Raw genomic sequence first — 20,733 nt, 5'->3', positions numbered from 1 at the left:
TCGGCACGGACCGCAAATGCCGACGGCGTCGCCGTGCGCCCGAACGACCGAGAACCACCGCGTTGCACCCTCATATCCGCCTCGACATCGTCCAAAGGAGACCCACGATGCCCACACCTGCAATCAACACGCCCCAGTTCCTACACCTGAACGTGCAGGGCACCATCGACCGGCCCAGCGTGAAGATCCGTGTCATCCACAACGACCGCGCCGGCGTCTACACCAACGCCAGCCTCACCGCCGAGCACCCCACGGTGGCGATCACTCCGACACTGCTGAGCAAGATGCGGCTCGGGGCGATCCGCCGCGACGCACTTCGCGTCGCCCTCGGTGAACAGAACGCTGAGCTGTCCAAACGCGCACCCGTGAAAAGCTTCTTCAAGGGGACCGCTGGACGCGCCGTGGCCGAAAAGGCCCGACTCGCTCCCACCGCCGAGCACCTCGAGAACACCGTGCTCGTGTACCGCCTGGCGCGCCTGGTCGGCGACTACCCGGTGCAGGCCGTGGCCCGCTGCTTCAGCCTGGAGCACGACGACGCCGCACGCTGGGTTGCGATCGCACGCAAGAGCGGCGATCTGGCATGAGCAACGTGACCTTCATTTCGGCGCCGGCACGAGAATCCGCCGCCACCGCCACCGACCTCGCTGCGGTCAAGGCCCGGCACCCGTCGTTCAAGACCAAGGTCATCATCGAGTCACCGCTCGCGTCACCCTCCAAGAGCGGACTGGGGCTGAACCAGCTGTACGGGCGGGCCGCCCTGCGCGACTCGCTGCTGCGCGGCGAGGCACCGATGGCCAGCCACATGCTCTACGCGCAGAAGTTCGTGCTCGACGACACTGACGAACTCGAACGCGAGATCGGGATGGTGGCAGGCTTCGCCTGGCTCGCGCTTGTCGACCGCGTCGTCGTCTACGTCGACCGCGGCATCAGCAACGGCATGCGAGAAGGCATCCGCCGCGCTGAGGAACTCAACGTGATCGTGGAAGAGCGTTCGATCCCGGGCTGGGAACGCGGCTAGTGCCCATCTCGAAGACCGCACCCAAGAAGTACGCCGACGCGCGCCGCACCGTCATCACCGACGAGTGGCACGAATGGGAGGCCGACCGGCACGCCGAGGCCGTCGACGACGGCTGGGAAGAAGCGATGGACGCGGGGCTCGAGGCTGAGAAATACTTCCCCGAGCGAGACGGGAAAGCCATCCCCGACGATGGGGCCTGGATCATCGTCCTCGAGGAACCCCATACCGAGATGATGGACCGCTTCCGCGTACCGCCCATCAGCATGTGGCGTGCACGCAGGCACGAGATGAACTCGGCGAGCTTCACCACCAGATCGAAGGTGACGTTCTACCCCCAGCAGGCCGTCATCGCGACGCCGGCCGGAGACCTGCACCTGTGGCCTCACGAATATGTGATGGCCACGCGCCCGATGGATCTCGCGTCGGACCCCGAGGCTGAGCTTCATTCTCTCGGAGGCGAAGTCGTGCTCGACGAGGACAGGATGTTCTACCTGCAGAGCCGGGGCATCCCGCGCAGCGAGGCCACCCTGATGATCTTCGACACGATCAAGTCCCTCGACTTCGTCTACGTGACGTTCCCCGAGTGGCTCACGACCATGTTCGCGGGTGTTGGGCAGGCGAACCACAGGAAAGACCGCCGCGGCTCCCACTGAGCGAGCGTTCCAAGCACGAACAACGAACCGAAAGGAGGCCCGTCGTGGCTAAGAAACAGCACCAACGATTCACCGTGGCGGGCTTCCTGCCCACGCAGAACCCTGAGCAAGCGCACTGGATGCGCGAGCTCGGCAAATCCAACGCGGCCCAGCCGCACGTACCGTCCAGCCAAAAAGGCTCCCGCGCCGCGCGCGAGCGCCAGAGCATCCGCGATCACCAAAACGACCGGGAGGTCTGAGCCATGCAACGAACCGAAACGCTTGCCGACAAGGACACGCTTCTCGTGGGGATCATCACCCTCGACGGCGACGAGTTCGACGAGGTGGCCAACGTGTCCGCAGAGGAACTCGCGGCGCACCTGGCGCAGTGGGACTACGGCACCGAGAACGACGGTGCAGCCACGATCAACGGCTACACGCCGGTCGACGAAGCCGAACGATTCGGCGCCCAGATCGTCACCTACGACGGCATCAAGTACTGGCTCTCGGTCGATCACAACCTGCGCATGTGCTCCCTGCTGCGCCTCCCACTCACGAACACCGCCCAGGAGGGCTGAACCATGAAGACGTTGACCGAAGACGAGTTCGACACCCAGTTCACCACCGTCCCCGACGCCACCGGCGAGGACATCCGGCCCTCCGACCACGGACTCGACCGGGTGTCCACCAAGTTGTGGACCATCGTCAATGGCGATGACGGCAGCCTCGTCATTGCGTCGGGGTGGCACTACGTCAACCGCATCGGGTACGTCATCACCGAAGAGGACTGGACCGAGCCGACCGAAGCCATCTGGATGGCCGCGAGCGAAGACGAAGAAGAGGACGAAGACGCCGACGAGGGCTGACCCTCGCGCAGTCCTGCTCACACCCATCCAAGACCCCTACTTCCGCGACACCGCGCTAACGCCCAGAATCGAGCAACCCATGAGCACCTCCCTGACCCCCTACGACACCGGCGAGATCCTCGAACCGAAGGTCCACGGCGGCACGACCGGACAGGTCGACTTCGAGAACGAAGAGTCCTCGACCATGATCACCGTGAGCGCCCGACCCACCCGCGGGCAGGACGGGGTGACCGTCACCATCGACACGCAAACCGATGACCTGGTTACGGTCGTCATCAACGGTGACGGTCACACCGAACCAATCAGCAATCGCTTGGCCGCGCTCATCGCCGCCCTTGACGCCCGCGGCGTCGACGGTGAGAGCATCGCCATGAACTATCTCGTCGACGTAGCGGCCCCCGACGCTGGCATCGAGTACGACGAGGCCACCGGCGCCTGGCAGTTGGTGAAGGCCTCATGCATCGAATGCGGTGAAGGCATCGCCGCCGATGACGTGCACGCCGGAGACGGCCTCTGCGGGAGCTGCGTGCACAACGAACGACGCTCAGGCTAAGCACCCACGTCAGATAATCACACACGAATCTGCTCGAAAACGAACAAGAAACGAGGTCGGCAGAATTAGTATGGAAGCACTGTATGGCCGATGTCGGCAGAACCGACAGAATGGAGCACCCGCATGACGGATACCAAACTCAAAGTAGACCTCGAGCCCGCTGTCGAGAAGGACTTCCGCCAGCTCCTCGAAGAGCGCGGTCTCCCGTCGATCAACGAGTTCATCGTTGAAGCGCTCAAGGCCGATCGTGCCGAGAAGCGCCTGCGGAAGATCCAGGACATCAGCACCCGGATGTGGCCGAACGGCGCTCCCGAGCCAGGCGCCGTTCCTGGGAACGAAGCATGAGCGAGAAGCCGGTGCCGAAGGCGGTCATCGTCTTCGATGTCAACGTCCTGATCGACGCCGTCAATCCAGACAGCAGGAATCACGAGGCCGCCATGCGGGCGGTTTCTGACGACAACGGCATGCCGATCTACCTTTCGGAGATGATGCTCAAGACGACGACGAACAAGCTGCTCGAAATGGGCGCTAACGAGAAGGTCGTTCGTGAGTACGTCGAAATGATCATGAGCGAGGACGACTACGGCCCCGAGAAGCACGTTCTCGGCTACATCCCCGTGACCGACTACGGGCTCCTCGACAAATTCGGGAAATCGGACTACGAGGACTCAACAGTGGTCTCGCTCATGGATGCCGCCGAGGAAGAGGCACGGCTACCCGCCGTGCTCATCAGCTCAGACGGAGCGCTTCGCACCTGGTGTGAGGAGCACGAGCGCGTGGCGGCGCGCCCCGATCAACTCTCGAGACTCACGTCACAACGGGCAGACGACATGCAGCAAGCGACATATCAATACTTGTCGCGGCGCATGTTCCGGCCAGGCACTCAGCCTGTGCCGCTCGAGAACACCAAGATGCACGCCAAGCAAATTGTGACGAGCATCCGCAGGGACCTCCAGCAGCAGAGCCGCGAGACCACCGCTGCCGCCGAGAAGAACTACCGACGCTTCCCGGAGCTCCGCCCCGATGAGCCGAACAACCTAGAAGCACCCGCCGCTCACGACGGGCTTGGCCGCTAGACGCGCAACACGACAACGGCCACTGCTGAACGCGGTGGCCGTTGTCGTGTGCCCTGGCGGCTGCAGGCCTCGTGACCACTCCCCCGGAATCTGGAGCTAGAAATGCCCGCACACGAACCACTGGCCGCGCGAATGCGGCCCACGTCCCTCGACGAGATCGTCGGACAGCTGCACCTGCTCGGACCCGGTTCGGCGCTGCGCCAGCTGGCTGAGAGCGACTCATCGACCTCGGTCCTGCTCTGGGGCCCACCTGGCACAGGCAAGACCTCGATCGCTCAGGCGATCGCCGCGTCGACGTCACGGCGCTTCGTCGAGCTTTCAGCCACATCGGCCGGCGTGAAGGAAGTCCGCGACGCCATCGCGGCCGCGGGCAAGGCACTGGCCACTGACGGTCAGCGCACGGTGCTGTTCATCGACGAGATCCACCGCTTCTCGAAGGCCCAGCAGGACATCCTGCTCCCCGCCGTCGAGCAGGGCACCGTGTCGCTCATCGGTGCCACAACCGAAAACCCGAGCTTCGCTGTGAACGCTGCACTCATGAGTCGCTCCGTGCTGCTCACGCTGCGGTCTCTCTCGGAGGCGGACCTCATCGCGGTTCTTCAATCCGCGCTGGGCTCCGAAAGGGGCCTCAACAACGCCGTCAGCTTCGAGCTGCAGGCCATCGAGGCCATCGCGCGCAGCGCATCCGGCGACGCCCGGCAAGCGCTCACGCTGCTGGAAGCGGTCGCCAACTCCGCCGCATCGCAGGGGCTTCAGAACGTCAACATCGACTTCGTCCTCGAGGTGGCCCCCAAAGCCATCGCCCGCTACGACAAGGACGGCGACCAGCACTACGACATCATCTCTGCCTTCATCAAGTCAATGCGCGGATCCGACCCCCAGGCCGCTCTGCACTGGCTGGCCCGGATGATCGAAGCCGGAGAAGACCCACGCTTCATCGCACGCAGGCTGATCGTGCACGCCAGCGAGGACGTCGGCATGGCTGACCCGTCGGTGCTCGGAGTAGCAGTCGCTGCAGCACAGGCTGTGCAGCTCATCGGCATGCCCGAGGCGCGGATCAACCTTGCCCAGGCGGTCGTGGCCATCGCCACGGCGCCGAAGTCGCCGGGAATCATCAACGGCATTGACAGCGCGCTTGCAGACGTTCGCGCCGGCAGGACCGGCGAAGTGCCGATGCACCTGCGCGACGCGCATTACCCGGGGGCGAAGGCACTCGGCCACGGCCGGGGGTACCTGTTCCCCCACGACTTCCCCTACGGGATCGTGGCGCAGACGTACCTACCCAACGAGGCAATGGGCGCCGAATACTACGCACCGACCCAGAACGGCTTCGAGAAGACTCTCGGAACCCGCATGAGTGCGATCAAGAATCTGAATGGGATTTGAAGCATGGCAATTGTCACCGAAGCCGCGTACCGAACGAAGAGGGCCGTAGCCCGACGAAAGGTGCTGGGAGAAACGCCCGAGGCTCCTCGCGAGACAGCGCGAATGTTCAACGCGGGGTTTGACGCTGCATCTCCGGATGAGCGAATCCCTGTAACACGCGACAACTCCAAGCCGAACCACTACGCGAACGATTCCCTGGGCGACCCGGCTACGTGCACGGGCGACCACAATCACCCAGGTCCGGACGAATGAGGATCGGCCAGATCGAGGCCACGAATGCCGGGCACCCCTCGCGCCGGCCAGAAAGAAAGTAGATCCCCATGTCATACGTCAATGAACAGCACAACGAAGCGGTCCGCGTGGAGGAGTCGCTGCACGAAGCCGATCGTGTGCTTACCGACCTCTCGAACATGCTCTACAAACAGAACCCTGAGCACCCACTCCTCGAAGAAATCGGCGAGGCAATTCACTCGGTCGAGGTCGTCACCATCAGCCTCGAAAACAACTACGAGGAGGCCCAGACTGCGGCCGGTGAGTCGTGGTGGGAAAAGGCCTGATCCTCGACATTCCAACCACCTCTTGAAAGGAGGCCCAGCGATGGGCAAGAACTCAATTCCGCCCGCATATCGCTGGGCCAACCCGGAATGACCCGGCTTACCGCCGACGAGACCCTCCGTCACATCCACTACAAAGCGTCCAGCCACGAACTCCGCGAAGACCTTGCGGAACGGATGCTCGAGCTGTTCAACGAGGACCCCTCGCTGGACTATGCAGCTCTACGGACAGCGGCCCTGAAACGAGAGATGCCGGACGTGGTCTACCACGCATCGGCACTACGAAATCAACCGAGCATCGCTTGCTTCGGCCTGCTGGCTTCGGACCCGAGGCGTGGGCACGCAGGCGTTTACGCGCTCGGCCAACCCAGGGGGGTCTACGCCTCGGCCAAGCCTGACGAGATTGGGTTCTGGTCTGGGAGCGCCACGAGCTGGGGCGTCTGGTCCATCACCGGCGCGCTGTCTCTTCCCCACCGACAGGATCCACTGAACCCCGAGCACTTCGTAATCGAGTGCGACGTGCCCAATCACATGATCGAGTTCCGTGGTTCCCGCGAAATAAGACATCTCTTTCGCTAACCGCGGCAAGACCGATCAACCACGCAATCCATCCACGAACCCGTGCCCTGCACACCGAAGGAGCCCCAATGCCCGTCACCGAAAAGAACAGCATCGAAGAGATCGAAGCCGCCCGCGACATCGCGGAGACGATCCTCGACTCGGCGAAGCGCCCGGCCGACCTTCTGCGCGTCATGCACGCCAAGGCCGTGCTCCGTCAGGCTTTCCCCCAGCACGCGGTCGCCGTGTTCGCTCGCTACTGGGACCAGGACGAGCCCCGCCTGATCCAGCTGATCAGCGCAGAGGACGACGTGGAGGATGTCGAGCTTCAGGACGACGACGTTGCCACGGCACTCACCGGCGACCAGAAGCGGGCCGCGTCCGTTGCCGACCGCGCCATCCGGCTTCTTGGCAGCGACGACGAGGTCTGGAACTACCTCGACGCACCCGACGAGGAACACGAGGACTGGTACGAATTCGACCTCACCCTCGCCGAGCTGCCTGACGAAACCGAAACTGCGGACTGAGCCCATGCGCGCCATCATCACAAATGAGGACGTCGGCACGACCATCGACTTCCGCAGCGCCGGTATTTACCAGGCCCAGCACCCGTGGCCGAAAGCTACCGTCGTCAGCGCCGGCCGCGGACTCGTCTTCGTCCGCAACGCGAAGCCCGGCGAGCCAAAATCGTACGGAACTCTCTTCATTGAGGTCTACCCGCCCGGCGCCGCGTTCATTCGGGGCGAAGGGGTGAGTGCTGAAGAATGCGAAAACGCAGCCTGGGCCAAGTACCAGCTGGCCCTGCACTGCACTGATGGGAGCGGCACCCACGACTGGGAGCCACGCGATTACCACAATGGCGCGGGCTTCTGCTCGCGCTGCAAAACCTTCGGATCAAAGGTGTTCACGGGTGAACAGCTGGGCCAGTTCTGCAAAACCTGCCAGATCGGCACCACTTACCACTGGGACACAGACGCGAACGGCAACCTCGAGTACCTCTGCGAAGAGCACGTCCCGCCTCGCCCCGAACGGACACTGTCTGAACTGCTGTCTGAACTCTTCGATGACGACGCAGACGCAAGCCCGGCCGCTCCCGCTCACTCCCTCGACACCACAACGAAAGAAGCGTGACGCCTTGACCGCATCAGCCACCCTGGCCGACGACACCGACACCGAGCTGCATCTGACCGTTGGGTCGGGCACCCAGAAGGGTCTGAACACAGATCTCGTCACCGCCGAAGGCACCGTTGCCGCCATCCAGCACCTCGCAAGCGAGTACCCCGAGAAGCCGCTCTGGCAGATCCAGCTGCTCGTCAACATGGCCGCGTCCGACTGGACGAACGGCCACGAAGAGCTGGCCATGAAAGCCCTCACCCGAGAATTCGATCTCACCAACGCCACCCGCGTCGTCGCGCTTCTCGTTGCGACACCGGGCACGCCGCGCTGACCCCCAATATCATCCAAACCAAGGAGTCCCGAACCATGTCCACATCCACCACCGCCTACCTGCCCGACGGGCGCCACGTCGACGTCCCCGAGCAGGCTGCAAGGGACTGGGCACGGGACGCCGGCCAGCTCGACACCACCATCGGACTCGCCGACTGGTACACCGACCAGGGCGACGACAACCAGGACGAGATTCACGGCACAGCCGACGATGAGCCTCGCTGCCAGCATCTCTACGAGGACGAGCCGAAAACCAACCTCACACGCATTCGCGTCGTGAACGCCTCGCAGAGCGATGCCTACGATCCCGATTGCGCCATGGCCTCCACTTGGGTGTGCGGCGCACGAACGTGCATCCTCGACGCCATGGCCTGGGTCGAGCGAGCCACCGGAGAACGCGCCGTCTGGCTCGACGCTGTCACGGCAGACCTGCACACGCTCGCTCCGATGTCGGACCTCAACGGATCCAGCGCGCCCGTCTTCCCGATCAGCCCTGAGGCTGCCGCTGCGATGATGGATGAGAAGGGTTGCGTCAGCGTCATCATCAGCATCGACCGCGGTACCTTCCTCGAGCACGTCACGGGAACGCGCCAAGACCGCATCGTCGAGGACTTCGTCCACGAGAAGGCGTTCGCATTTGGAGCAACGTCCGCAGGCACCGCCGTACCCATCGGCGTCGACGGAGAGACCTTCATCATCGAATACAGGACCTGCATCGCTGACGCCCTGGCCATGCACGAGGAGGACGCCCAGTGATCACCGCAACGGAAGACATCGTCGATGCCGAGATCGTCGACGACGAAGAAAGCGCAGGCGGAACCGCGACCCTCACCGAGCGCACCGTGGTCTTCTTCACTGATCCACGGGCGGCCACGCTCCTGCTCACCGAGACCATCGGGCGGCTGATCAGCACCCTGCGCATCAAGCACGGAATCGTGGACCTCTCCTCAATCCCGGGGCTCGCGGTCGCAGCCGCATTCGAGCGCGCAGGGGTGCCCTACGAGTCGCTGCTCTTCGGCCAGGAGAACCATTACGACAACCGTCCGCCTGAACGCGACGCCGTGAACAATCCGTACATCGAGTCGGACGCGGAACGGTTCCGCCGCCTCGCGGCCGGATCCAAGGTCGTGCCCATGGCTGACCTCGGCACGATCAACGCGAACATCGTTCTGATCCCCGCCATGGTGGGTCCTGACGAAAAGCTGATCGACCTCAGCTTCGATTCCCTGCCCGGCGCGGTGCTCACCCAGCTCGAAGCCGTTGAGCGAGCATTCGTGATCGTCGACACCCCGGAACGCGGTTTGCGCAGCATGCCTGACGGGACGTACGAACGCACGCTCATCCAGGTATCTGGACCGCTTTCCAAAGCCTGATCCACAATCGGCGGGTGCTGCTTCTGCTGGTTTATCAGGAGAAATGGCACCCTCAACGGGTAGAATGGGACCCGGACACACCCACAGTAACCCGCGAAGGAGCGATATGAACGACCCCTCAAACACAGGCGCCAACGCCACAACCGTCATCGAACGCCGCGCCATCGGAGAGTTCGAGGACACCTCGATCTTCGGAGTGCTGCGCCGCAAGCGCGGCTGGACCGATGAGTACCTCATCGACATCAACAACCCGTTCCACGAGGAGTTGAAAGACGTCGACCGCATGGCGGCCGAGCTGCACCGCATCCGCCTGTCGGGTGCGCAGATCGTGGTCCTCCCCGACTTCGACATGGACGGTATCACCTCGGGCTCCCTCGGCTGGGCCGGACTGAACGAGCTGGGCTTCAACGCCGAGCTCTACGTCCCGGACTACCGCCGCGGCCACGACATCTCCGTCGAGGCAGTGCGTGAACTGCGCGAGCAGTTCCCGAACGCCGCGGCGATCATCACCTGTGACGGCGGCATCAACAGCAACGAGGGCATCAGCGAAGCCCGTCGCCTGGGACTGATCACCCTCGTCACCGACCACCACGTCGAACTCGCACCCGGAAGCGTCGCGGACATCGCGGTCAACCCCGTGCGCATCAATGAGAGTTACGGTCACCCGGGCATCTGCGGGGCATACGTGCTCCACCAGGTCCTCACGGCGTACGCCATCCGCTACGCGCCGAACAAGGCCGGGAGCATCTCGATGCTCAAGCTCTTCGCTGGAATTGGCACCGTCTCTGACGTGATGCCGCTCTTCTTCGAGAACCGCAAGATGGTCCGCGACTCCCTGTCGCTGGCGCGTCTGCTCTACGTCTCAATCCCGGCGGAGGACCTCGTCACCCAGTACAACGTCGAGAACAGCATCCTGATGATGCTGCTGCGCGGGCAGAACCACCACCCGGCCTTTCTGTCTGTATTCGAGGGCTTTGCCCTCATGATGCAGGCCTTCAAGGAGCACAGGAAGCCGATCCTCGACGAGGACGGCAAACAGGCCACCGACAACTACGGCAAGCTGCTGTTCGCGTCGGGCAAGCTCCGCTCGATGGCTGACCTGACCGAGGAGTTCTACGCGTTCTACTTCGCGCCGGCCTTCAACGCGATCCGTCGCGTGGGCGGCTCGATGCACGACGCCTTCGGGGTCTTCACCGCACCGACCGCTGCGCAGAAGTACGAACACGCCAAGGCGATCATCGACATCAACGAGCTGCGCAAGGAGCTGAGTGCTGAGTACCTGGCGAAGATCTGGGAGGAGGAGCAGCCCCTCGCCGAGAAGGGTGTCTTCTTCACGGATGCCCCGCTCGGGATGCTCGGCCTGATCGCAAACAACCTGATGCGCGAAAGCGGACGACCCACGGTGGTCGCCCGCCGCCCGGACGGACCCGCGGAGCCCGTCGGCGGCTCGGCCCGGTCACCGTTCTGGTTCCCGATCATCAGCACGATGACGCCGCGAGGCTTCTTCGCGATCGGACACGAGAACGCCTGCGGCGTGCGCGCGGACAACCTGTCCGAACTGGTGCGATTCGCCGAAGAGATGAACGCCGAGGCTGACGTCATCTACGCCACGATGCTGCTCAGCGGGGAACTCGATGCTGCGCAGAGCGCCGCCCTGGTTCTCGGCCCGGAGGATGACTGCGATGCTGGTCTGACCGACGTCGAAGAGCTGATGGACCTCACCTTGGGCATCGACTCGCTTGCACCCTACGGCCACGGCTTCCCGCGGCCGGAGATCGAGCTGGTCGTCGACCTGTCTCGCTGCTCCATCCAGACCCTGGGTCTGGGCGACATCCACCTGCGGATCGTCCTCCCGATCGGGATGAAGATGCTCTGGTGGAACGAGGCCGATCGACTGCACGACCTGCGTGAGCTGGCCGAGAGCCCGATCCCGGGCGAGAGCATCGTGCGCATGCGCGTGAAGCTCTCGATCAACTCGTTCCGGGGGAACGAATCGGTGCAGGCCACCATCGAACAGATGCTGGAACCACGGATCGACGAAAACGACGACGAAGAGAATGGGATCTAACGATGAAGAGCCTCACCACGGTCCTGCCGCCCGGCGTGCGTGCGTGGGGTAAAACCATCGCCATTCTGGGAGGGTCGCTGGCAATCTATGTTGCCGCGGCCCTCTTGGTCACGCTGCTCACCGGCGACGCCATCGCCGGCGCAGCGGTCTCGGCCCTTGTGGTCGCCGTGCTGAGAATTGTCTACCGATGGCGATCGACGGGGACGCCACTGGCGCCGGCGCCGAAACCTCGAGCACTCACAGTGGGCTTCTGGCTCACAGCTGCGGCCGGACTGATCATCTGCTGGGTCGCCGGGCAAACGGCGGCCTCCTGGGTCTACGCGACCTGGGGGTCACGGACATTCGACGCCGTGAACTCAGCGAAGGTGGATTCACCCATCTGGCTGGTCGCCCTGACCGTGCTCTTCCTCGCACCGATCGGGGAAGAATCGCTCATCCGAGGGATCGCCTACCCGGCCCTTAGAAAGCACTGGCCACCTCTGGCCGCAGCATTCGTCACGGCCATGGTGTTCTCACTGCTGCACGGGAATCTCGTGCAGATCGTACTGACGGTCCCCCTCGGTCTGCTTCTCGCGTTCGTTTATGAAGCATCACAGCGGCTGTGGCCCGTAGTGTTCATGCACGTCCTGTTCAATATCGCCGCATCCTTCGTCCCCAAGGAGCTCGTCGAGGGCATCGCGCGGCCGCCGATGGTCATTGCCTTGGCCGTGGCGGTGGCCTTGGTGCTCTTCGCGCTGACGCCTGGCCGCTACGCAGTCGAGACCCGTGACAAGCCAACCGACGCTGGCGACAGCGGGAATGCCGGGAGTGCGAACGCGAAGGTCGAAGAACGTCAGGCTCCGTAGCCGAAAGGCTCCGCGCCCAGGTCTTCGACCTTCGGGTCGGCCACTATGTCGCCGATCTGTAGGTCACTGTGCGGTATCGCACAGTGCTAATTATGCTCAAATACCAGGCAACAGGATACCGGGCGGCGGTGCCGCCCCTGGTATTCCAGTTGCCTGAATGTCTTGTTGGGTGGCCGGGGCAGCCGGCCACCCGGGGGCGTGGTTGAGGAGTTATTCCACAAGGAATGTGCCAAGATCTCCTCAGAAGGCTTTTCCAACTGGAAGGGCACAAATCACAGGAGAAGGAGGTGAGAGCCATGAAGATCAGCGCAACTTTTTACAACGAAGACGGTGAGCTGATGGCTCCCCGCCCTCTCGACGTGACGCTTGGAAGCGTCACCCCCGGCGGCATCCCCTCCATCGAGGAGGGGTTCTACCACCGCTTCAAGTTCGAGGGCCGCACTGAGGCCGAATACCTGGACAAGTACCGGCGATTCTTCGCCAACATGGCCCAGGTCCAGGGCTTCAGCACCCTCGTGCTTCGCCCCTACACCGTGGAAATGGGCAGCTTCGTCCGCTACGGACTCGACGTGCTCTACGCCGTCGAGGCCGTGCAGGCTCCCAGCGTCGCCCCGGTCGCTCGCCCTGCATACGCATCCCGCGTGCAGGCGTCGACCATCATCGCCACACGGTGACCTAGATTCCCCGTGCCTCCCAGAGTGGAGGCTGACCCGGGTACCCCAGCGAGGGGCTTCCTGCACATCCACGACGCACTCTCTCCGCCTGGTCTCAGGCCGCAGTGAGAGAGGTTTCCAGTGATGTGCAGGCACCCCTCGCCCCCCATCTTCACTACTTCCGGTGCGGGCGCAGGCCCAGCACCCGCCTGCATCGGAAGCACCATCGTCGCAACGGCGTGGCGCCGTGCGAAAAGCCACCACGGTGGCAACCCAGCGACACCCGCGACACCAGCGACACCAGCACCCACGCCGATAGGCCTCGCGATAATGCGAGACTGGTAAAAACGCTGAGAAACGCGCATATCCGAGAGGTCTGTTCCATGAACATCACACCCAAGGCGCGCGTCGCCATCGTCGTGGCACTTGCAACTGTCCTGCTCACTGGCTGTTCCGCAGCCGCGCCGGGGACCGAGGCCACCAGCGCGCCGACCGCAACGGCTGGACAGCCGACGCCCAACAGCGCGCACGGTGACTTCACCGACCGGGCCACTAAAGGCCAGATTGGAGCCACCGTGATCAAGGTCCTCACCCCTCGGTCCTTCGTCGTCGGACCCAACGCCTTCGAGCAGAAGCAGAACAAGCTCTCTGGCGAACTCACCGTCCAAATCCGCGCTGACTCTGACCTAGTCACGCCCGCGCAGGGCGCCTGCGGTTACGACGAAACACTCGCTTTCGTTACTCAGTACTTCACCACGAACCCGGAAAATGCCTATGTTCTTGCCGGGGACTTCGCCAGCGACGAGTACTACCAAGACCTCATTCGCGCGGGCTTCGCGTACATCCCCAACAACGAGGGCATCCTCAAGAACGTCCAGGCCGACGCGCAGGATGCGAAGACTGGTCTCTGGACCACCTGTCCCGGCTTCGGTGCATAGCCGACAGTAAGAACTGCCGGCGGGCACTCGCCTGCACCAACGCACCACCAACTACTCAACCAGCCAGCACGACAACCCAGAAAGGGGTCTGAAGACCATGACCGACAAGATCACCACCAGCGCCCCGGACGCCAGCGCGCCCACGGGCCGCGCCCTCGCAATCAAGGCCCGCGTACTCAAGGCCTTGAAGCCGCGCAAGAAGCTCATCGCCATCATCGCCGCGGCTGTGCTCGTCGCCGCTGGCATCACCGTCACCTCTGTGAGCGTGGCCAACGCCAACGCTGAAGAGACCGCGCGCCAGTGCACGGTTGCGCTGAAGGACGGCGCGAGCGCTGCCAAGCTCGTAGCTGCGTCTCTCGCGGCAACCGATGCGGCCCTCGTGGCCGTCACGAGCACGACGTTGCCGGCTAACGGCGGAACCAGCACAGCCTACGCAGCCCGACCGGGCGTCGCAGCTGTTGCGCCAGTCGCAGCCGTAGCGGCTACGGACGGTGTTCCTGCTGTCCCAGAGGTCGCCGCGGTTGCTGCTCGCCCGAGCGGCGCCGACCTGGTCACCGCCGCAACCACAGCGCGTGCAGCCCTGGTGAAGATCGTGATCCCCACGACCTGCACCGAGCGCGCCCAGGCTGAGCGGATCATTGCTCTCACCAGCACAGCGAAGACAGCCACCGCGGAGCTCGACACGAACGGCACGGCAATGACTGCCGACTTCGCTGCGTTCCAGGGCGAAGAAGCAGCACGCATCGCGGCCGAGATCGAAGCAGCGCGAGTTGCTGCGGTTGAAGCTGCACGTGTTGCCGCAGAAGCGGCAGCTGCCGAGGCTGCGCGAGTCGCTGCTGAGGCAGAGGCTGCACGCGTAGCTGCCGCACAGGCTGCCGCGAAGAAGAGCACCTCGTCCAGCTCCGGTTCCAGCTCGTCTGGATCCAGCTCCTCCAGCGGGGGCAGCAGCAGCTCGAGTGGTTCCAGTAGCAGCGGCGGTTCCAGCTCTGGCGGCAGTCACCCCAGCGGTGGCGGCCAGATTGGCCCAAGCGGGACTGGCTGCCTCACGTCCAACGGCACCGGCGGCACCAAGCCCTGCTAGCCACAAAAATCACCTCGGTCTACCCAACGGTAGGGTGAGGACCGGGCCACACCACCGACCGGGTGGTGCGCCCACCTTGAATCCCCTGGGGAGCTTCGGCTCCTCGGGGGATTCTTCTCGTTTGTGCCCCGGGCATTGCTCACAGATTCCCTGCCCACGAAGTAAAATATACCGACGAGGAGATCCGCTCATGGCCGCGAAAGAAGAACGACCGGGATACCAAGAACGCCGCGAATCAACGATCGACATCATGGCGAGCTGGTCCCTTGAGGGCATGGAGCCCACGCCAGAAGTGCTTGCCCGAATCCGAGCCTATGTAAACGGGGAGGTGTCCCTCGAGGAAGCCATTGCACGAGCGAAGGCACTCTATGCGCCGGGCAGCACCTCTCCTGTCAATACCGCTGCTGTCAACACTGCGCCGCGCGAATGACTGATTCCTTCGTCGATCCGTACACGTACCCCAACTCCACCACGCTGCGGAATCTCCTGAATGAGCACGACCCAGAACGGCTACTTGCTGCTGAGTACGAGTTCACGCTCTATCGACGCCGCGAATTGCTCACGCATCCAATCAAAGGGGACTTCGGTCTCAAACGCTTGAGGGAGACTCACAGTCGCCTGTTCCAGGATGTCTATCCTTGGGCAGGTGCGATCCGCACCGTCAATATCAGCAAGGGTGGTTCTCATTTCCACACGGCATCACTCATTGGCGTCGCTGCCGAAGACACCTTCGCGTGGTTGAAGAAAACTGATCTGCTGCCTGGTTCGCGCGGCCCCCGCAAGAACACGCTGGACGATCAAAGTTTCGTTGAACAGTCTTCTGATCTCCTCGAACGACTCAACTATATCCACCCGTTCAGGGAAGGAAATGGTCGAACGCAGCGAGCGTTCCTAGACCAGGTCGCTGCACAATCAGGGCGGACCCTCGCCTGGCGGAACGTGAGCAGAATAGATCACCTCCGAGCGTCCATTGACGCCTTCAACCAAGCGAACAGCGGACCTTTCCACGCTGTAATGTTGCAGGTTATTCAGCCTCCCTTGGATGGTCTCTCGTTGCTTGACGACGAGCTTTATGAGGTGTCGAACGCATCGCTAACAGTGAGCCCGGCCGACGCTCATCCTGCATCACCGGGGCTAGCAGAGCGAATGAGAAAGTTCCCAGAGCTATTCGCCAGCAACACTGACGAAACCCAAAGCAGCGCGGAACCCGAACGGTAAAGGGTCGCGACTAGAACAACGAATTCCCGGCGGGGCCCAGGCTCCCGGGGATTCTTCTCTCATGCTTTCAAATCACCGAACGAAAGGCTGCACCATGGCTGAAAACAGCAACGACGCCCCACGGAAGCTCACCGACGCCGAGATCGACGAGCAGCTCGCCCGCATCGACGGCATCAACGGATCCGCCGGGCATCACCTGGAAGACGCGTATCTGCGAGACCTGCTCAGGCAGCAGATCGCGGGTGAGATCACGGGCGATGCGGCACGAGAACTCGGCCGCCAGCACCTGCCCCGTCAGCACGACGATCGCAACGACGACGACGCTGCGAAGCTCTGATGAGCGAGCAGGACTACATCCCCGGAACCTGCGTGATCAAGAACCTGATTCGGCGCACTGAATCCTCGCCCTACGGGTCGCCGGACCCGCGCGTTCTTGCCGAGGCCGAGAACTTCTACGTCTCCACCCGCATCGCCGAACTCCGCACAGCACCGATCGCGGGCACGTTCACCTTCGGACACATGCGAGCGATCCACAAGCACCTGTTCCAGGACGTCTACGCCTGGGCGGGCGAACCCCGCAACGTGCCGATGACCAAGCAAGACACCGCATACGCATCGCCCACCGAGATGCCAGCCCTGCTCCGTGAGCAGTACACCCGCCTCGCCGCCGAACACCGGCTACGTGGCATCAACGACCGGGCAGAATTCACCCGCAAGCTCGCCGGATACTGGGGCGAGATCAACCACGGGCACGCCTTCCGCGAGGGAAATACCCGCACTCAGACTGTGTTCTTCGAGCAGCTCGCCGAGCATGCCGGCTGGAAGCTGGATGTCGCACGCCTCTCACCGCACCACGCTGAGTCCGTCTACCAGGACTTCGTCGACGCCCGCTTCGAGCACCAGCGCGTTCGTGGGACAGGCACGCTCAGCGCGCAGGAGGCGGCTTCAGAGCTCGCCAACGTGCTCGGCCAACTGATTGAGCCTGATCCCTCAGCGGAGTGCTGCAGACGGCGCGGAGTGCCCCTCACGGAGCCGACGTCCCAGGCCACGGCAACCGTTGCCCGGCTGCGCGCGCGAAGCCCAGAGCTACGCAACATGAAGCTCGATCCATACGGGTTGGATGAAGAACCCGAGCAAGACACCTCCACCGAAAGCGGCTTCCAGCCCTAGAACCAGAAAGTGAGCCCGCCATGTCCCTTGTCCAGACCATCGTCGTCAAGCCCTCGACCCATTTCGACACCATCGCCGCGGCGGCGCTCGCTTCGGGCGTGGCCATGGCGCAGGGAGACCTCGAAAGCGAACCCTGGGCCAGCTGGCTCAGCGGAAGCTTCACCAAAAGCGTGCGGCGCGTGAAGCGCCCCGTCGAGCTCGAGCGCATCCGTGCCCTCGGACTCCCACGCGCAGAGGTCACCGTGGGCGACGCTGTCGGCATCGCTTTCGCGCCCGCGCTCTATGAAGACAGCCCCCGCGAGATCAGCCGGCTGCAAGTCTCCGGCCTCGACCTCGCGCACAACGATGTCGTGCGGTTCAGGATGCCCGGTGCGTTTAACCCGCACATCGAGATCAACGCTGACGCCTCGATGACCACCGGCAAGACCGCGGCTCAGGTCGCGCACGCGCTCTGCGCCTGGCTGCTCGCGCAGCCGCACAGTGTCCGCGACGCCTGGGCTGACCAGCCGGGCCTCGACATCCGCGAGGCGAGCTTCGCTGCACCTGACGAACAGCACGAACACGCCGGTCGCCAGGAGATCCTGATTCGCGACAACGGGCTCACCGAGATCGCGCCAGGCACGGCCACCGTTCGCGTTTACGTCGACCTGCTCGACTGAAGCTCGCGAGCACGTCGGGAATGCCTGCAGGAGGCGTCTGCGACGGTGAAAACAGGCTCTCTGGGGTGAAGTACCGTATCTGGATCTTCCAAATACGGTACCTGAGCACGGCTGGTCGACGAGTCTAAAATGCCTGATGAGAGCCACAAACGCTCGCTCAGATGGCTTGAAGCGACGAGAGCCGGTACCGGCGATCACAAGGCGAAAAGGTACAGCTTTTTAGCCTCTGATCAGGGGCGGAAGTCCAATGTACCGGATGTACCGCGTTATCGGAGGAACTCCTGTGTGTGCGTGTGCGCAGGCGCGCATGTGTAGGGTTTCCCGGATTGAGCGGTACATAAGGTACATCTCTATCTTTCTCTCTTTCTATTTACTGATATATCAAGAGAAAACAGGCAAAAGACGCCTGAAAACACGTACCGTATTTGATTTTCTGGAAAACAATCGCCGGTACCGGTGTTTTCAAAAACGCAGTCTCACCAGGCAATCTGCCCCACGAGCACGTACCGAATATTTTCGGAAATACGGTACCTGGCCTGTTTGTAGCTGCAAACGGCAGTACGGTACACGCCAATCACCCCTCACGAAGGAAGAAATCGCCATGCGCAACACTGAACAAACCCTTGGCACCGCCATCGCTGAGCTGCACTGCCTGAGCACCGATCGCCCAGCCGAACTCGCCGAACTCACCGCACTGAGCACCGCGGCCGAGTGCATCAACCAGCTGCTGAGCTCGTGCGTGACCGAGCTGCGCACGGATCCGCAGATCACCCACTCCTGGCCGGCGATCGCCTATGCGCTCGGCTCGCCGTCTGTGAACGCCACCCGTCAGAAGTACGGCACCAACATCGCCGGCACCGGCGCCGAGCACCCGGTCCACGGCAACGGCAACGTTCGGGCGTTCTGGAACGCCTTCGCAGACCGCTTCACCTGGAACTTCCTCCCCGTCGACTTCGTTCACGCGCTGTACGTGCACTGGATGAGCACGACGTTCCCCGAAGAAGTACCGCTCGGACGAGCGGCCTTCACGGGCCGGCTGAAGAGGCCCGCCACGGCGGCGGCCTCGGGTGGGTGGAGCTACACCCGTCTCCGACCCGCAGCGCTGCTCGGCGACGCCGAACCGCTGGTGGACCTCGTGCCTCAGTGGTCCATCACCTCCCTCAAGAAGGCTCAGTACGGCTTCCGCCGAAACCAGCCGGTGAGCCGGCCGACGCGCTCGAGCGTCATCGAGCACAAGGAGCTGGCCCGATGAGCACAGGCACAGGCACAGGCAACCCGACCACCAGCGCCCTGGACGCATCCGGCGCCGACGTGCACGACGGAGGTCTCTGCCCCATCGTTGGCGGCGACATCGGCTGGGTGAGCCCGGTCGACCTCGGCAACGGCACGACCGAGACTGTGTGCCCCGGCCGCTGCGGCGCCTGGATCATCCAGGACAACGTCACCGGAAAGATCATCGACCGGGAACGGTAGACCTCAGAAGCCATAGAGCGAGCGGGCATGGCCACCAGTGGGGTATCCCCGATCGGCCCCGCCGGCTCACCATGACCAGGAAGAAGCTCATCATGCGAACCAACATCGACGTTGCACAACTCGACGCCGTCCTCGATGCGAGGATCGAAAGCGAGCACTTATCCCGGCGTCAGGCGGCCCGGCAGATTGGCGTCAGCGCGTCGCTCCTGTCGCGGCTCCGCAGTGGGCAACGCCCCGATCTGGATGCCTACGTGAGCATCGTGCACTGGCTCCACATGTCGACTGAGGATTTTCTCCAGCCGGACGATCACGCAAAGAAACAGCCGGAGCTCACGAGCGCGATTTCTGCGCTGCTGCGCGCTCGGCGAGACCTCAGCGATGTCGAGAAAACGTTGCTCGAAAGCGTCCTCGCGTCGGGACTGCAGATGGTTCAGAGCATCCGGGCTGACTGATCGAAGCGTTGGTGCCACGGTGCCCTCGGTAGCCTCTGACAATCGAAACAACCACGAAGTGACAGCCCGTGTCACGCTGCACGAGAGGACAATATGCAAGACCGCGCACCGGTCCAAAGAAGCGCAAGTACTCCCGCCGGAACCGTAGCCTGGGCGGAGCACGTCGCAGCGTGGAATGTCTACGCGCAGCATCACCGCGGCCAGAGCGCCGAGCGCATTGCCGAAAGGGCCGGATTTGGTTACGACGAGATGACGGCGCTCCTCGGTCACTCTCCCAGGACCTGGATGACCAAGTCACCTGCTGTGGCAGTCTTGCCAACGACCCCGTCGACTGAGGCGACACCCATACCCACAGCCTGCCCCGCCTGCGGAACGTGGATCTGCAATGAATGCAGTGCCCGGCGCCCCTACGCCAGCAGATTCGCGAGCATCCCACAGAGCTGCGCGACGTGCTCGAGCACCAACGGTCACATGGCTCCGGTCATCCACCGCGCGAGCCGCGCTGACGACCACGACGCTGCGTATCGTCGAAGCCTGGCCGGCGATGCGGTGCTGCGGTATCCGCTCGTGCTTGGCTGAAGCACGGGAGCTGCGCTTGAGCGGAGTATCTACGCCTCCACGAGGCAGCTCGTCACGGTCCGATGTCACAACCCTTGCAGCGCTCGTGCTCTTGTGACAATGCGCCGGACACTTTGACAGACAAAGCGCCCAATA

Annotated in this window: 30 protein-coding genes; all 30 read left to right on the top strand. The window is 63.4% G+C overall.

The window, feature by feature from the left end; genetic code table 11:
* The first annotated feature begins 107 nt into the window (after nucleotides 1-107).
* The 30 genes from MQH31_RS18025 (at nucleotide 108) to MQH31_RS17880 (ending at nucleotide 20,019) form a co-directional block, all read left to right on the top strand.
* Nucleotides 108-584: a hypothetical protein gene (locus MQH31_RS18025; protein WP_243013197.1), complete on the top strand. Its 477-nt coding sequence runs from the start codon at nucleotides 108-110 to the stop codon at nucleotides 582-584.
* Entirely contained in the window at nucleotides 581-1,018 is a 438-nt protein-coding gene (locus MQH31_RS18020) for a DUF7768 domain-containing protein (RefSeq protein ID WP_243013196.1), read from the top strand. The genes MQH31_RS18025 and MQH31_RS18020 overlap by 4 nt, the downstream gene beginning before the upstream one ends.
* A complete protein-coding gene (locus MQH31_RS20925; protein ID WP_243013195.1) occupies nucleotides 1,018-1,671 on the top strand; it encodes a SufD family Fe-S cluster assembly protein in 654 nt (217 codons plus the stop codon). The genes MQH31_RS18020 and MQH31_RS20925 overlap by 1 nt, the downstream gene beginning before the upstream one ends.
* A 44-nt stretch (nucleotides 1,672-1,715) precedes the next feature.
* Complete coding sequence (locus MQH31_RS18010; protein ID WP_243013194.1) at nucleotides 1,716-1,910, top strand: hypothetical protein; 195 nt, start codon at nucleotides 1,716-1,718, stop codon at nucleotides 1,908-1,910.
* 3 nt (nucleotides 1,911-1,913) lie between these two features.
* A complete protein-coding gene (locus MQH31_RS18005; RefSeq protein ID WP_243013193.1) occupies nucleotides 1,914-2,228 on the top strand; it encodes a hypothetical protein in 315 nt (104 codons plus the stop codon).
* A 3-nt stretch (nucleotides 2,229-2,231) separates the two neighbouring features.
* Nucleotides 2,232-2,516 (top strand): hypothetical protein, encoded by a 285-nt coding sequence (locus MQH31_RS18000; RefSeq protein ID WP_243013192.1) that lies wholly within the window; start codon nucleotides 2,232-2,234, stop codon nucleotides 2,514-2,516.
* A 79-nt stretch (nucleotides 2,517-2,595) separates the two neighbouring features.
* Complete coding sequence (locus MQH31_RS17995) at nucleotides 2,596-3,069, top strand: hypothetical protein (protein WP_243013191.1); 474 nt, start codon at nucleotides 2,596-2,598, stop codon at nucleotides 3,067-3,069.
* Nucleotides 3,070-3,192: 123 nt separating this feature from the next.
* Nucleotides 3,193-3,414 (top strand): hypothetical protein, encoded by a 222-nt coding sequence (locus tag MQH31_RS17990; protein ID WP_243013190.1) that lies wholly within the window; start codon nucleotides 3,193-3,195, stop codon nucleotides 3,412-3,414.
* Complete coding sequence (locus MQH31_RS17985; RefSeq protein ID WP_243013189.1) at nucleotides 3,411-4,145, top strand: hypothetical protein; 735 nt, start codon at nucleotides 3,411-3,413, stop codon at nucleotides 4,143-4,145. Before MQH31_RS17990 ends, MQH31_RS17985 begins: the two co-directional genes overlap by 4 nt.
* Nucleotides 4,146-4,247: 102 nt before the next feature.
* Nucleotides 4,248-5,531 (top strand): replication-associated recombination protein A, encoded by a 1,284-nt coding sequence (locus MQH31_RS17980; protein ID WP_243013188.1) that lies wholly within the window; start codon nucleotides 4,248-4,250, stop codon nucleotides 5,529-5,531.
* Between the two features lie 320 nt (nucleotides 5,532-5,851).
* Nucleotides 5,852-6,088: a hypothetical protein gene (locus MQH31_RS17975; protein WP_243013187.1), complete on the top strand. Its 237-nt coding sequence runs from the start codon at nucleotides 5,852-5,854 to the stop codon at nucleotides 6,086-6,088.
* Nucleotides 6,089-6,175: 87 nt separating this feature from the next.
* Complete coding sequence (locus MQH31_RS17970) at nucleotides 6,176-6,664, top strand: hypothetical protein (RefSeq protein WP_243013186.1); 489 nt, start codon at nucleotides 6,176-6,178, stop codon at nucleotides 6,662-6,664.
* Between the two features lie 68 nt (nucleotides 6,665-6,732).
* Nucleotides 6,733-7,170 carry a hypothetical protein gene (locus tag MQH31_RS17965; RefSeq protein WP_243013185.1) on the top strand — a complete coding sequence of 146 codons (438 nt, stop codon included), beginning with the start codon at nucleotides 6,733-6,735 and terminating at the stop codon, nucleotides 7,168-7,170.
* Nucleotides 7,171-7,174: 4 nt separating this feature from the next.
* Nucleotides 7,175-7,774, top strand: a complete 600-nt coding sequence (locus MQH31_RS17960) for a hypothetical protein (RefSeq protein ID WP_243013184.1) — start codon at nucleotides 7,175-7,177, stop codon at nucleotides 7,772-7,774.
* A gap of 4 nt (nucleotides 7,775-7,778) precedes the next feature.
* The gene (locus tag MQH31_RS17955; protein WP_243013183.1) at nucleotides 7,779-8,090 is read left to right on the top strand and encodes a hypothetical protein; all 312 of its coding nucleotides are present in this window, start codon (nucleotides 7,779-7,781) and stop codon (nucleotides 8,088-8,090) included.
* A gap of 35 nt (nucleotides 8,091-8,125) precedes the next feature.
* Complete coding sequence (locus MQH31_RS17950; protein ID WP_243013182.1) at nucleotides 8,126-8,845, top strand: hypothetical protein; 720 nt, start codon at nucleotides 8,126-8,128, stop codon at nucleotides 8,843-8,845.
* Nucleotides 8,842-9,462 (top strand): hypothetical protein, encoded by a 621-nt coding sequence (locus MQH31_RS17945; protein WP_243013181.1) that lies wholly within the window; start codon nucleotides 8,842-8,844, stop codon nucleotides 9,460-9,462. Before MQH31_RS17950 ends, MQH31_RS17945 begins: the two co-directional genes overlap by 4 nt.
* Before the next feature lie 106 nt (nucleotides 9,463-9,568).
* A complete protein-coding gene (locus MQH31_RS17940; protein ID WP_243013180.1) occupies nucleotides 9,569-11,530 on the top strand; it encodes a DHH family phosphoesterase in 1,962 nt (653 codons plus the stop codon).
* Nucleotides 11,531-11,532: 2 nt separating this feature from the next.
* Nucleotides 11,533-12,375 (top strand): CPBP family intramembrane glutamic endopeptidase, encoded by an 843-nt coding sequence (locus MQH31_RS17935; protein WP_243013179.1) that lies wholly within the window; start codon nucleotides 11,533-11,535, stop codon nucleotides 12,373-12,375.
* A gap of 296 nt (nucleotides 12,376-12,671) precedes the next feature.
* On the top strand, nucleotides 12,672-13,049 hold the full coding sequence (locus tag MQH31_RS17930) for a hypothetical protein (RefSeq protein WP_243013178.1): 378 nt from the start codon (nucleotides 12,672-12,674) through the stop codon (nucleotides 13,047-13,049).
* A 362-nt stretch (nucleotides 13,050-13,411) separates the two neighbouring features.
* Nucleotides 13,412-13,966, top strand: coding sequence for a hypothetical protein (locus MQH31_RS17925; protein WP_243013177.1), 555 nt, complete (start codon nucleotides 13,412-13,414; stop codon nucleotides 13,964-13,966).
* 97 nt (nucleotides 13,967-14,063) lie between these two features.
* Entirely contained in the window at nucleotides 14,064-15,047 is a 984-nt protein-coding gene (locus MQH31_RS17920) for a hypothetical protein (RefSeq protein ID WP_243013176.1), read from the top strand.
* Nucleotides 15,048-15,237: 190 nt separating this feature from the next.
* On the top strand, nucleotides 15,238-15,477 hold the full coding sequence (locus tag MQH31_RS17915; protein WP_243013175.1) for an antitoxin VbhA family protein: 240 nt from the start codon (nucleotides 15,238-15,240) through the stop codon (nucleotides 15,475-15,477).
* Nucleotides 15,474-16,265 carry a Fic/DOC family protein gene (locus MQH31_RS17910; RefSeq protein WP_243013174.1) on the top strand — a complete coding sequence of 264 codons (792 nt, stop codon included), beginning with the start codon at nucleotides 15,474-15,476 and terminating at the stop codon, nucleotides 16,263-16,265. The genes MQH31_RS17915 and MQH31_RS17910 overlap by 4 nt, the downstream gene beginning before the upstream one ends.
* A 94-nt stretch (nucleotides 16,266-16,359) precedes the next feature.
* Nucleotides 16,360-16,602, top strand: a complete 243-nt coding sequence (locus MQH31_RS17905) for a hypothetical protein (protein WP_243013173.1) — start codon at nucleotides 16,360-16,362, stop codon at nucleotides 16,600-16,602.
* Nucleotides 16,602-17,435, top strand: coding sequence for a Fic/DOC family protein (locus MQH31_RS17900; protein WP_243013172.1), 834 nt, complete (start codon nucleotides 16,602-16,604; stop codon nucleotides 17,433-17,435). Before MQH31_RS17905 ends, MQH31_RS17900 begins: the two co-directional genes overlap by 1 nt.
* A gap of 20 nt (nucleotides 17,436-17,455) precedes the next feature.
* A complete protein-coding gene (locus MQH31_RS17895) occupies nucleotides 17,456-18,094 on the top strand; it encodes a peptidyl-tRNA hydrolase (protein ID WP_243013171.1) in 639 nt (212 codons plus the stop codon).
* A gap of 601 nt (nucleotides 18,095-18,695) precedes the next feature.
* Nucleotides 18,696-19,346: a hypothetical protein gene (locus MQH31_RS17890; RefSeq protein WP_243013170.1), complete on the top strand. Its 651-nt coding sequence runs from the start codon at nucleotides 18,696-18,698 to the stop codon at nucleotides 19,344-19,346.
* Nucleotides 19,343-19,567: a hypothetical protein gene (locus tag MQH31_RS17885; protein ID WP_243013169.1), complete on the top strand. Its 225-nt coding sequence runs from the start codon at nucleotides 19,343-19,345 to the stop codon at nucleotides 19,565-19,567. Before MQH31_RS17890 ends, MQH31_RS17885 begins: the two co-directional genes overlap by 4 nt.
* 92 nt (nucleotides 19,568-19,659) lie before the next feature.
* Entirely contained in the window at nucleotides 19,660-20,019 is a 360-nt protein-coding gene (locus tag MQH31_RS17880) for a helix-turn-helix domain-containing protein (RefSeq protein WP_243013168.1), read from the top strand.
* Nucleotides 20,020-20,733: the final 714 nt, after the last annotated feature.

This window comes from Cryobacterium zhongshanensis, from assembly GCF_022760445.1.
GTDB lineage: Bacteria > Actinomycetota > Actinomycetes > Actinomycetales > Microbacteriaceae > Cryobacterium > Cryobacterium algoricola.
This window is presented reverse-complemented; position numbering and strand designations above follow the sequence as displayed.

Bases quoted from the DNA above. Each gene is read 5' to 3' on its own strand.
- MQH31_RS18025 (WP_243013197.1), top strand. From the start codon at position 108: ATGCCCACACCTGCAATCAACACGCCCCAGTTCCTACACCTGAACGTG.
- MQH31_RS18020 (WP_243013196.1), top strand. From the start codon at position 581: ATGAGCAACGTGACCTTCATTTCGGCGCCGGCACGAGAATCCGCCGCC.
- MQH31_RS18005 (WP_243013193.1), top strand. From the start codon at position 1,914: ATGCAACGAACCGAAACGCTTGCCGACAAGGACACGCTTCTCGTGGGG.
- MQH31_RS18000 (WP_243013192.1), top strand. From the start codon at position 2,232: ATGAAGACGTTGACCGAAGACGAGTTCGACACCCAGTTCACCACCGTC.
- MQH31_RS17995 (WP_243013191.1), top strand. From the start codon at position 2,596: ATGAGCACCTCCCTGACCCCCTACGACACCGGCGAGATCCTCGAACCG.
- MQH31_RS17990 (WP_243013190.1), top strand. From the start codon at position 3,193: ATGACGGATACCAAACTCAAAGTAGACCTCGAGCCCGCTGTCGAGAAG.
- MQH31_RS17985 (WP_243013189.1), top strand. From the start codon at position 3,411: ATGAGCGAGAAGCCGGTGCCGAAGGCGGTCATCGTCTTCGATGTCAAC.
- MQH31_RS17980 (WP_243013188.1), top strand. From the start codon at position 4,248: ATGCCCGCACACGAACCACTGGCCGCGCGAATGCGGCCCACGTCCCTC.
- MQH31_RS17975 (WP_243013187.1), top strand. From the start codon at position 5,852: ATGTCATACGTCAATGAACAGCACAACGAAGCGGTCCGCGTGGAGGAG.
- MQH31_RS17970 (WP_243013186.1), top strand. From the start codon at position 6,176: ATGACCCGGCTTACCGCCGACGAGACCCTCCGTCACATCCACTACAAA.
- MQH31_RS17965 (WP_243013185.1), top strand. From the start codon at position 6,733: ATGCCCGTCACCGAAAAGAACAGCATCGAAGAGATCGAAGCCGCCCGC.
- MQH31_RS17960 (WP_243013184.1), top strand. From the start codon at position 7,175: ATGCGCGCCATCATCACAAATGAGGACGTCGGCACGACCATCGACTTC.
- MQH31_RS17950 (WP_243013182.1), top strand. From the start codon at position 8,126: ATGTCCACATCCACCACCGCCTACCTGCCCGACGGGCGCCACGTCGAC.
- MQH31_RS17940 (WP_243013180.1), top strand. From the start codon at position 9,569: ATGAACGACCCCTCAAACACAGGCGCCAACGCCACAACCGTCATCGAA.
- MQH31_RS17935 (WP_243013179.1), top strand. From the start codon at position 11,533: ATGAAGAGCCTCACCACGGTCCTGCCGCCCGGCGTGCGTGCGTGGGGT.
- MQH31_RS17930 (WP_243013178.1), top strand. From the start codon at position 12,672: ATGAAGATCAGCGCAACTTTTTACAACGAAGACGGTGAGCTGATGGCT.
- MQH31_RS17925 (WP_243013177.1), top strand. From the start codon at position 13,412: ATGAACATCACACCCAAGGCGCGCGTCGCCATCGTCGTGGCACTTGCA.
- MQH31_RS17920 (WP_243013176.1), top strand. From the start codon at position 14,064: ATGACCGACAAGATCACCACCAGCGCCCCGGACGCCAGCGCGCCCACG.
- MQH31_RS17915 (WP_243013175.1), top strand. From the start codon at position 15,238: ATGGCCGCGAAAGAAGAACGACCGGGATACCAAGAACGCCGCGAATCA.
- MQH31_RS17910 (WP_243013174.1), top strand. From the start codon at position 15,474: ATGACTGATTCCTTCGTCGATCCGTACACGTACCCCAACTCCACCACG.
- MQH31_RS17905 (WP_243013173.1), top strand. From the start codon at position 16,360: ATGGCTGAAAACAGCAACGACGCCCCACGGAAGCTCACCGACGCCGAG.
- MQH31_RS17900 (WP_243013172.1), top strand. From the start codon at position 16,602: ATGAGCGAGCAGGACTACATCCCCGGAACCTGCGTGATCAAGAACCTG.
- MQH31_RS17895 (WP_243013171.1), top strand. From the start codon at position 17,456: ATGTCCCTTGTCCAGACCATCGTCGTCAAGCCCTCGACCCATTTCGAC.
- MQH31_RS17890 (WP_243013170.1), top strand. From the start codon at position 18,696: ATGCGCAACACTGAACAAACCCTTGGCACCGCCATCGCTGAGCTGCAC.
- MQH31_RS17885 (WP_243013169.1), top strand. From the start codon at position 19,343: ATGAGCACAGGCACAGGCACAGGCAACCCGACCACCAGCGCCCTGGAC.
- MQH31_RS17880 (WP_243013168.1), top strand. From the start codon at position 19,660: ATGCGAACCAACATCGACGTTGCACAACTCGACGCCGTCCTCGATGCG.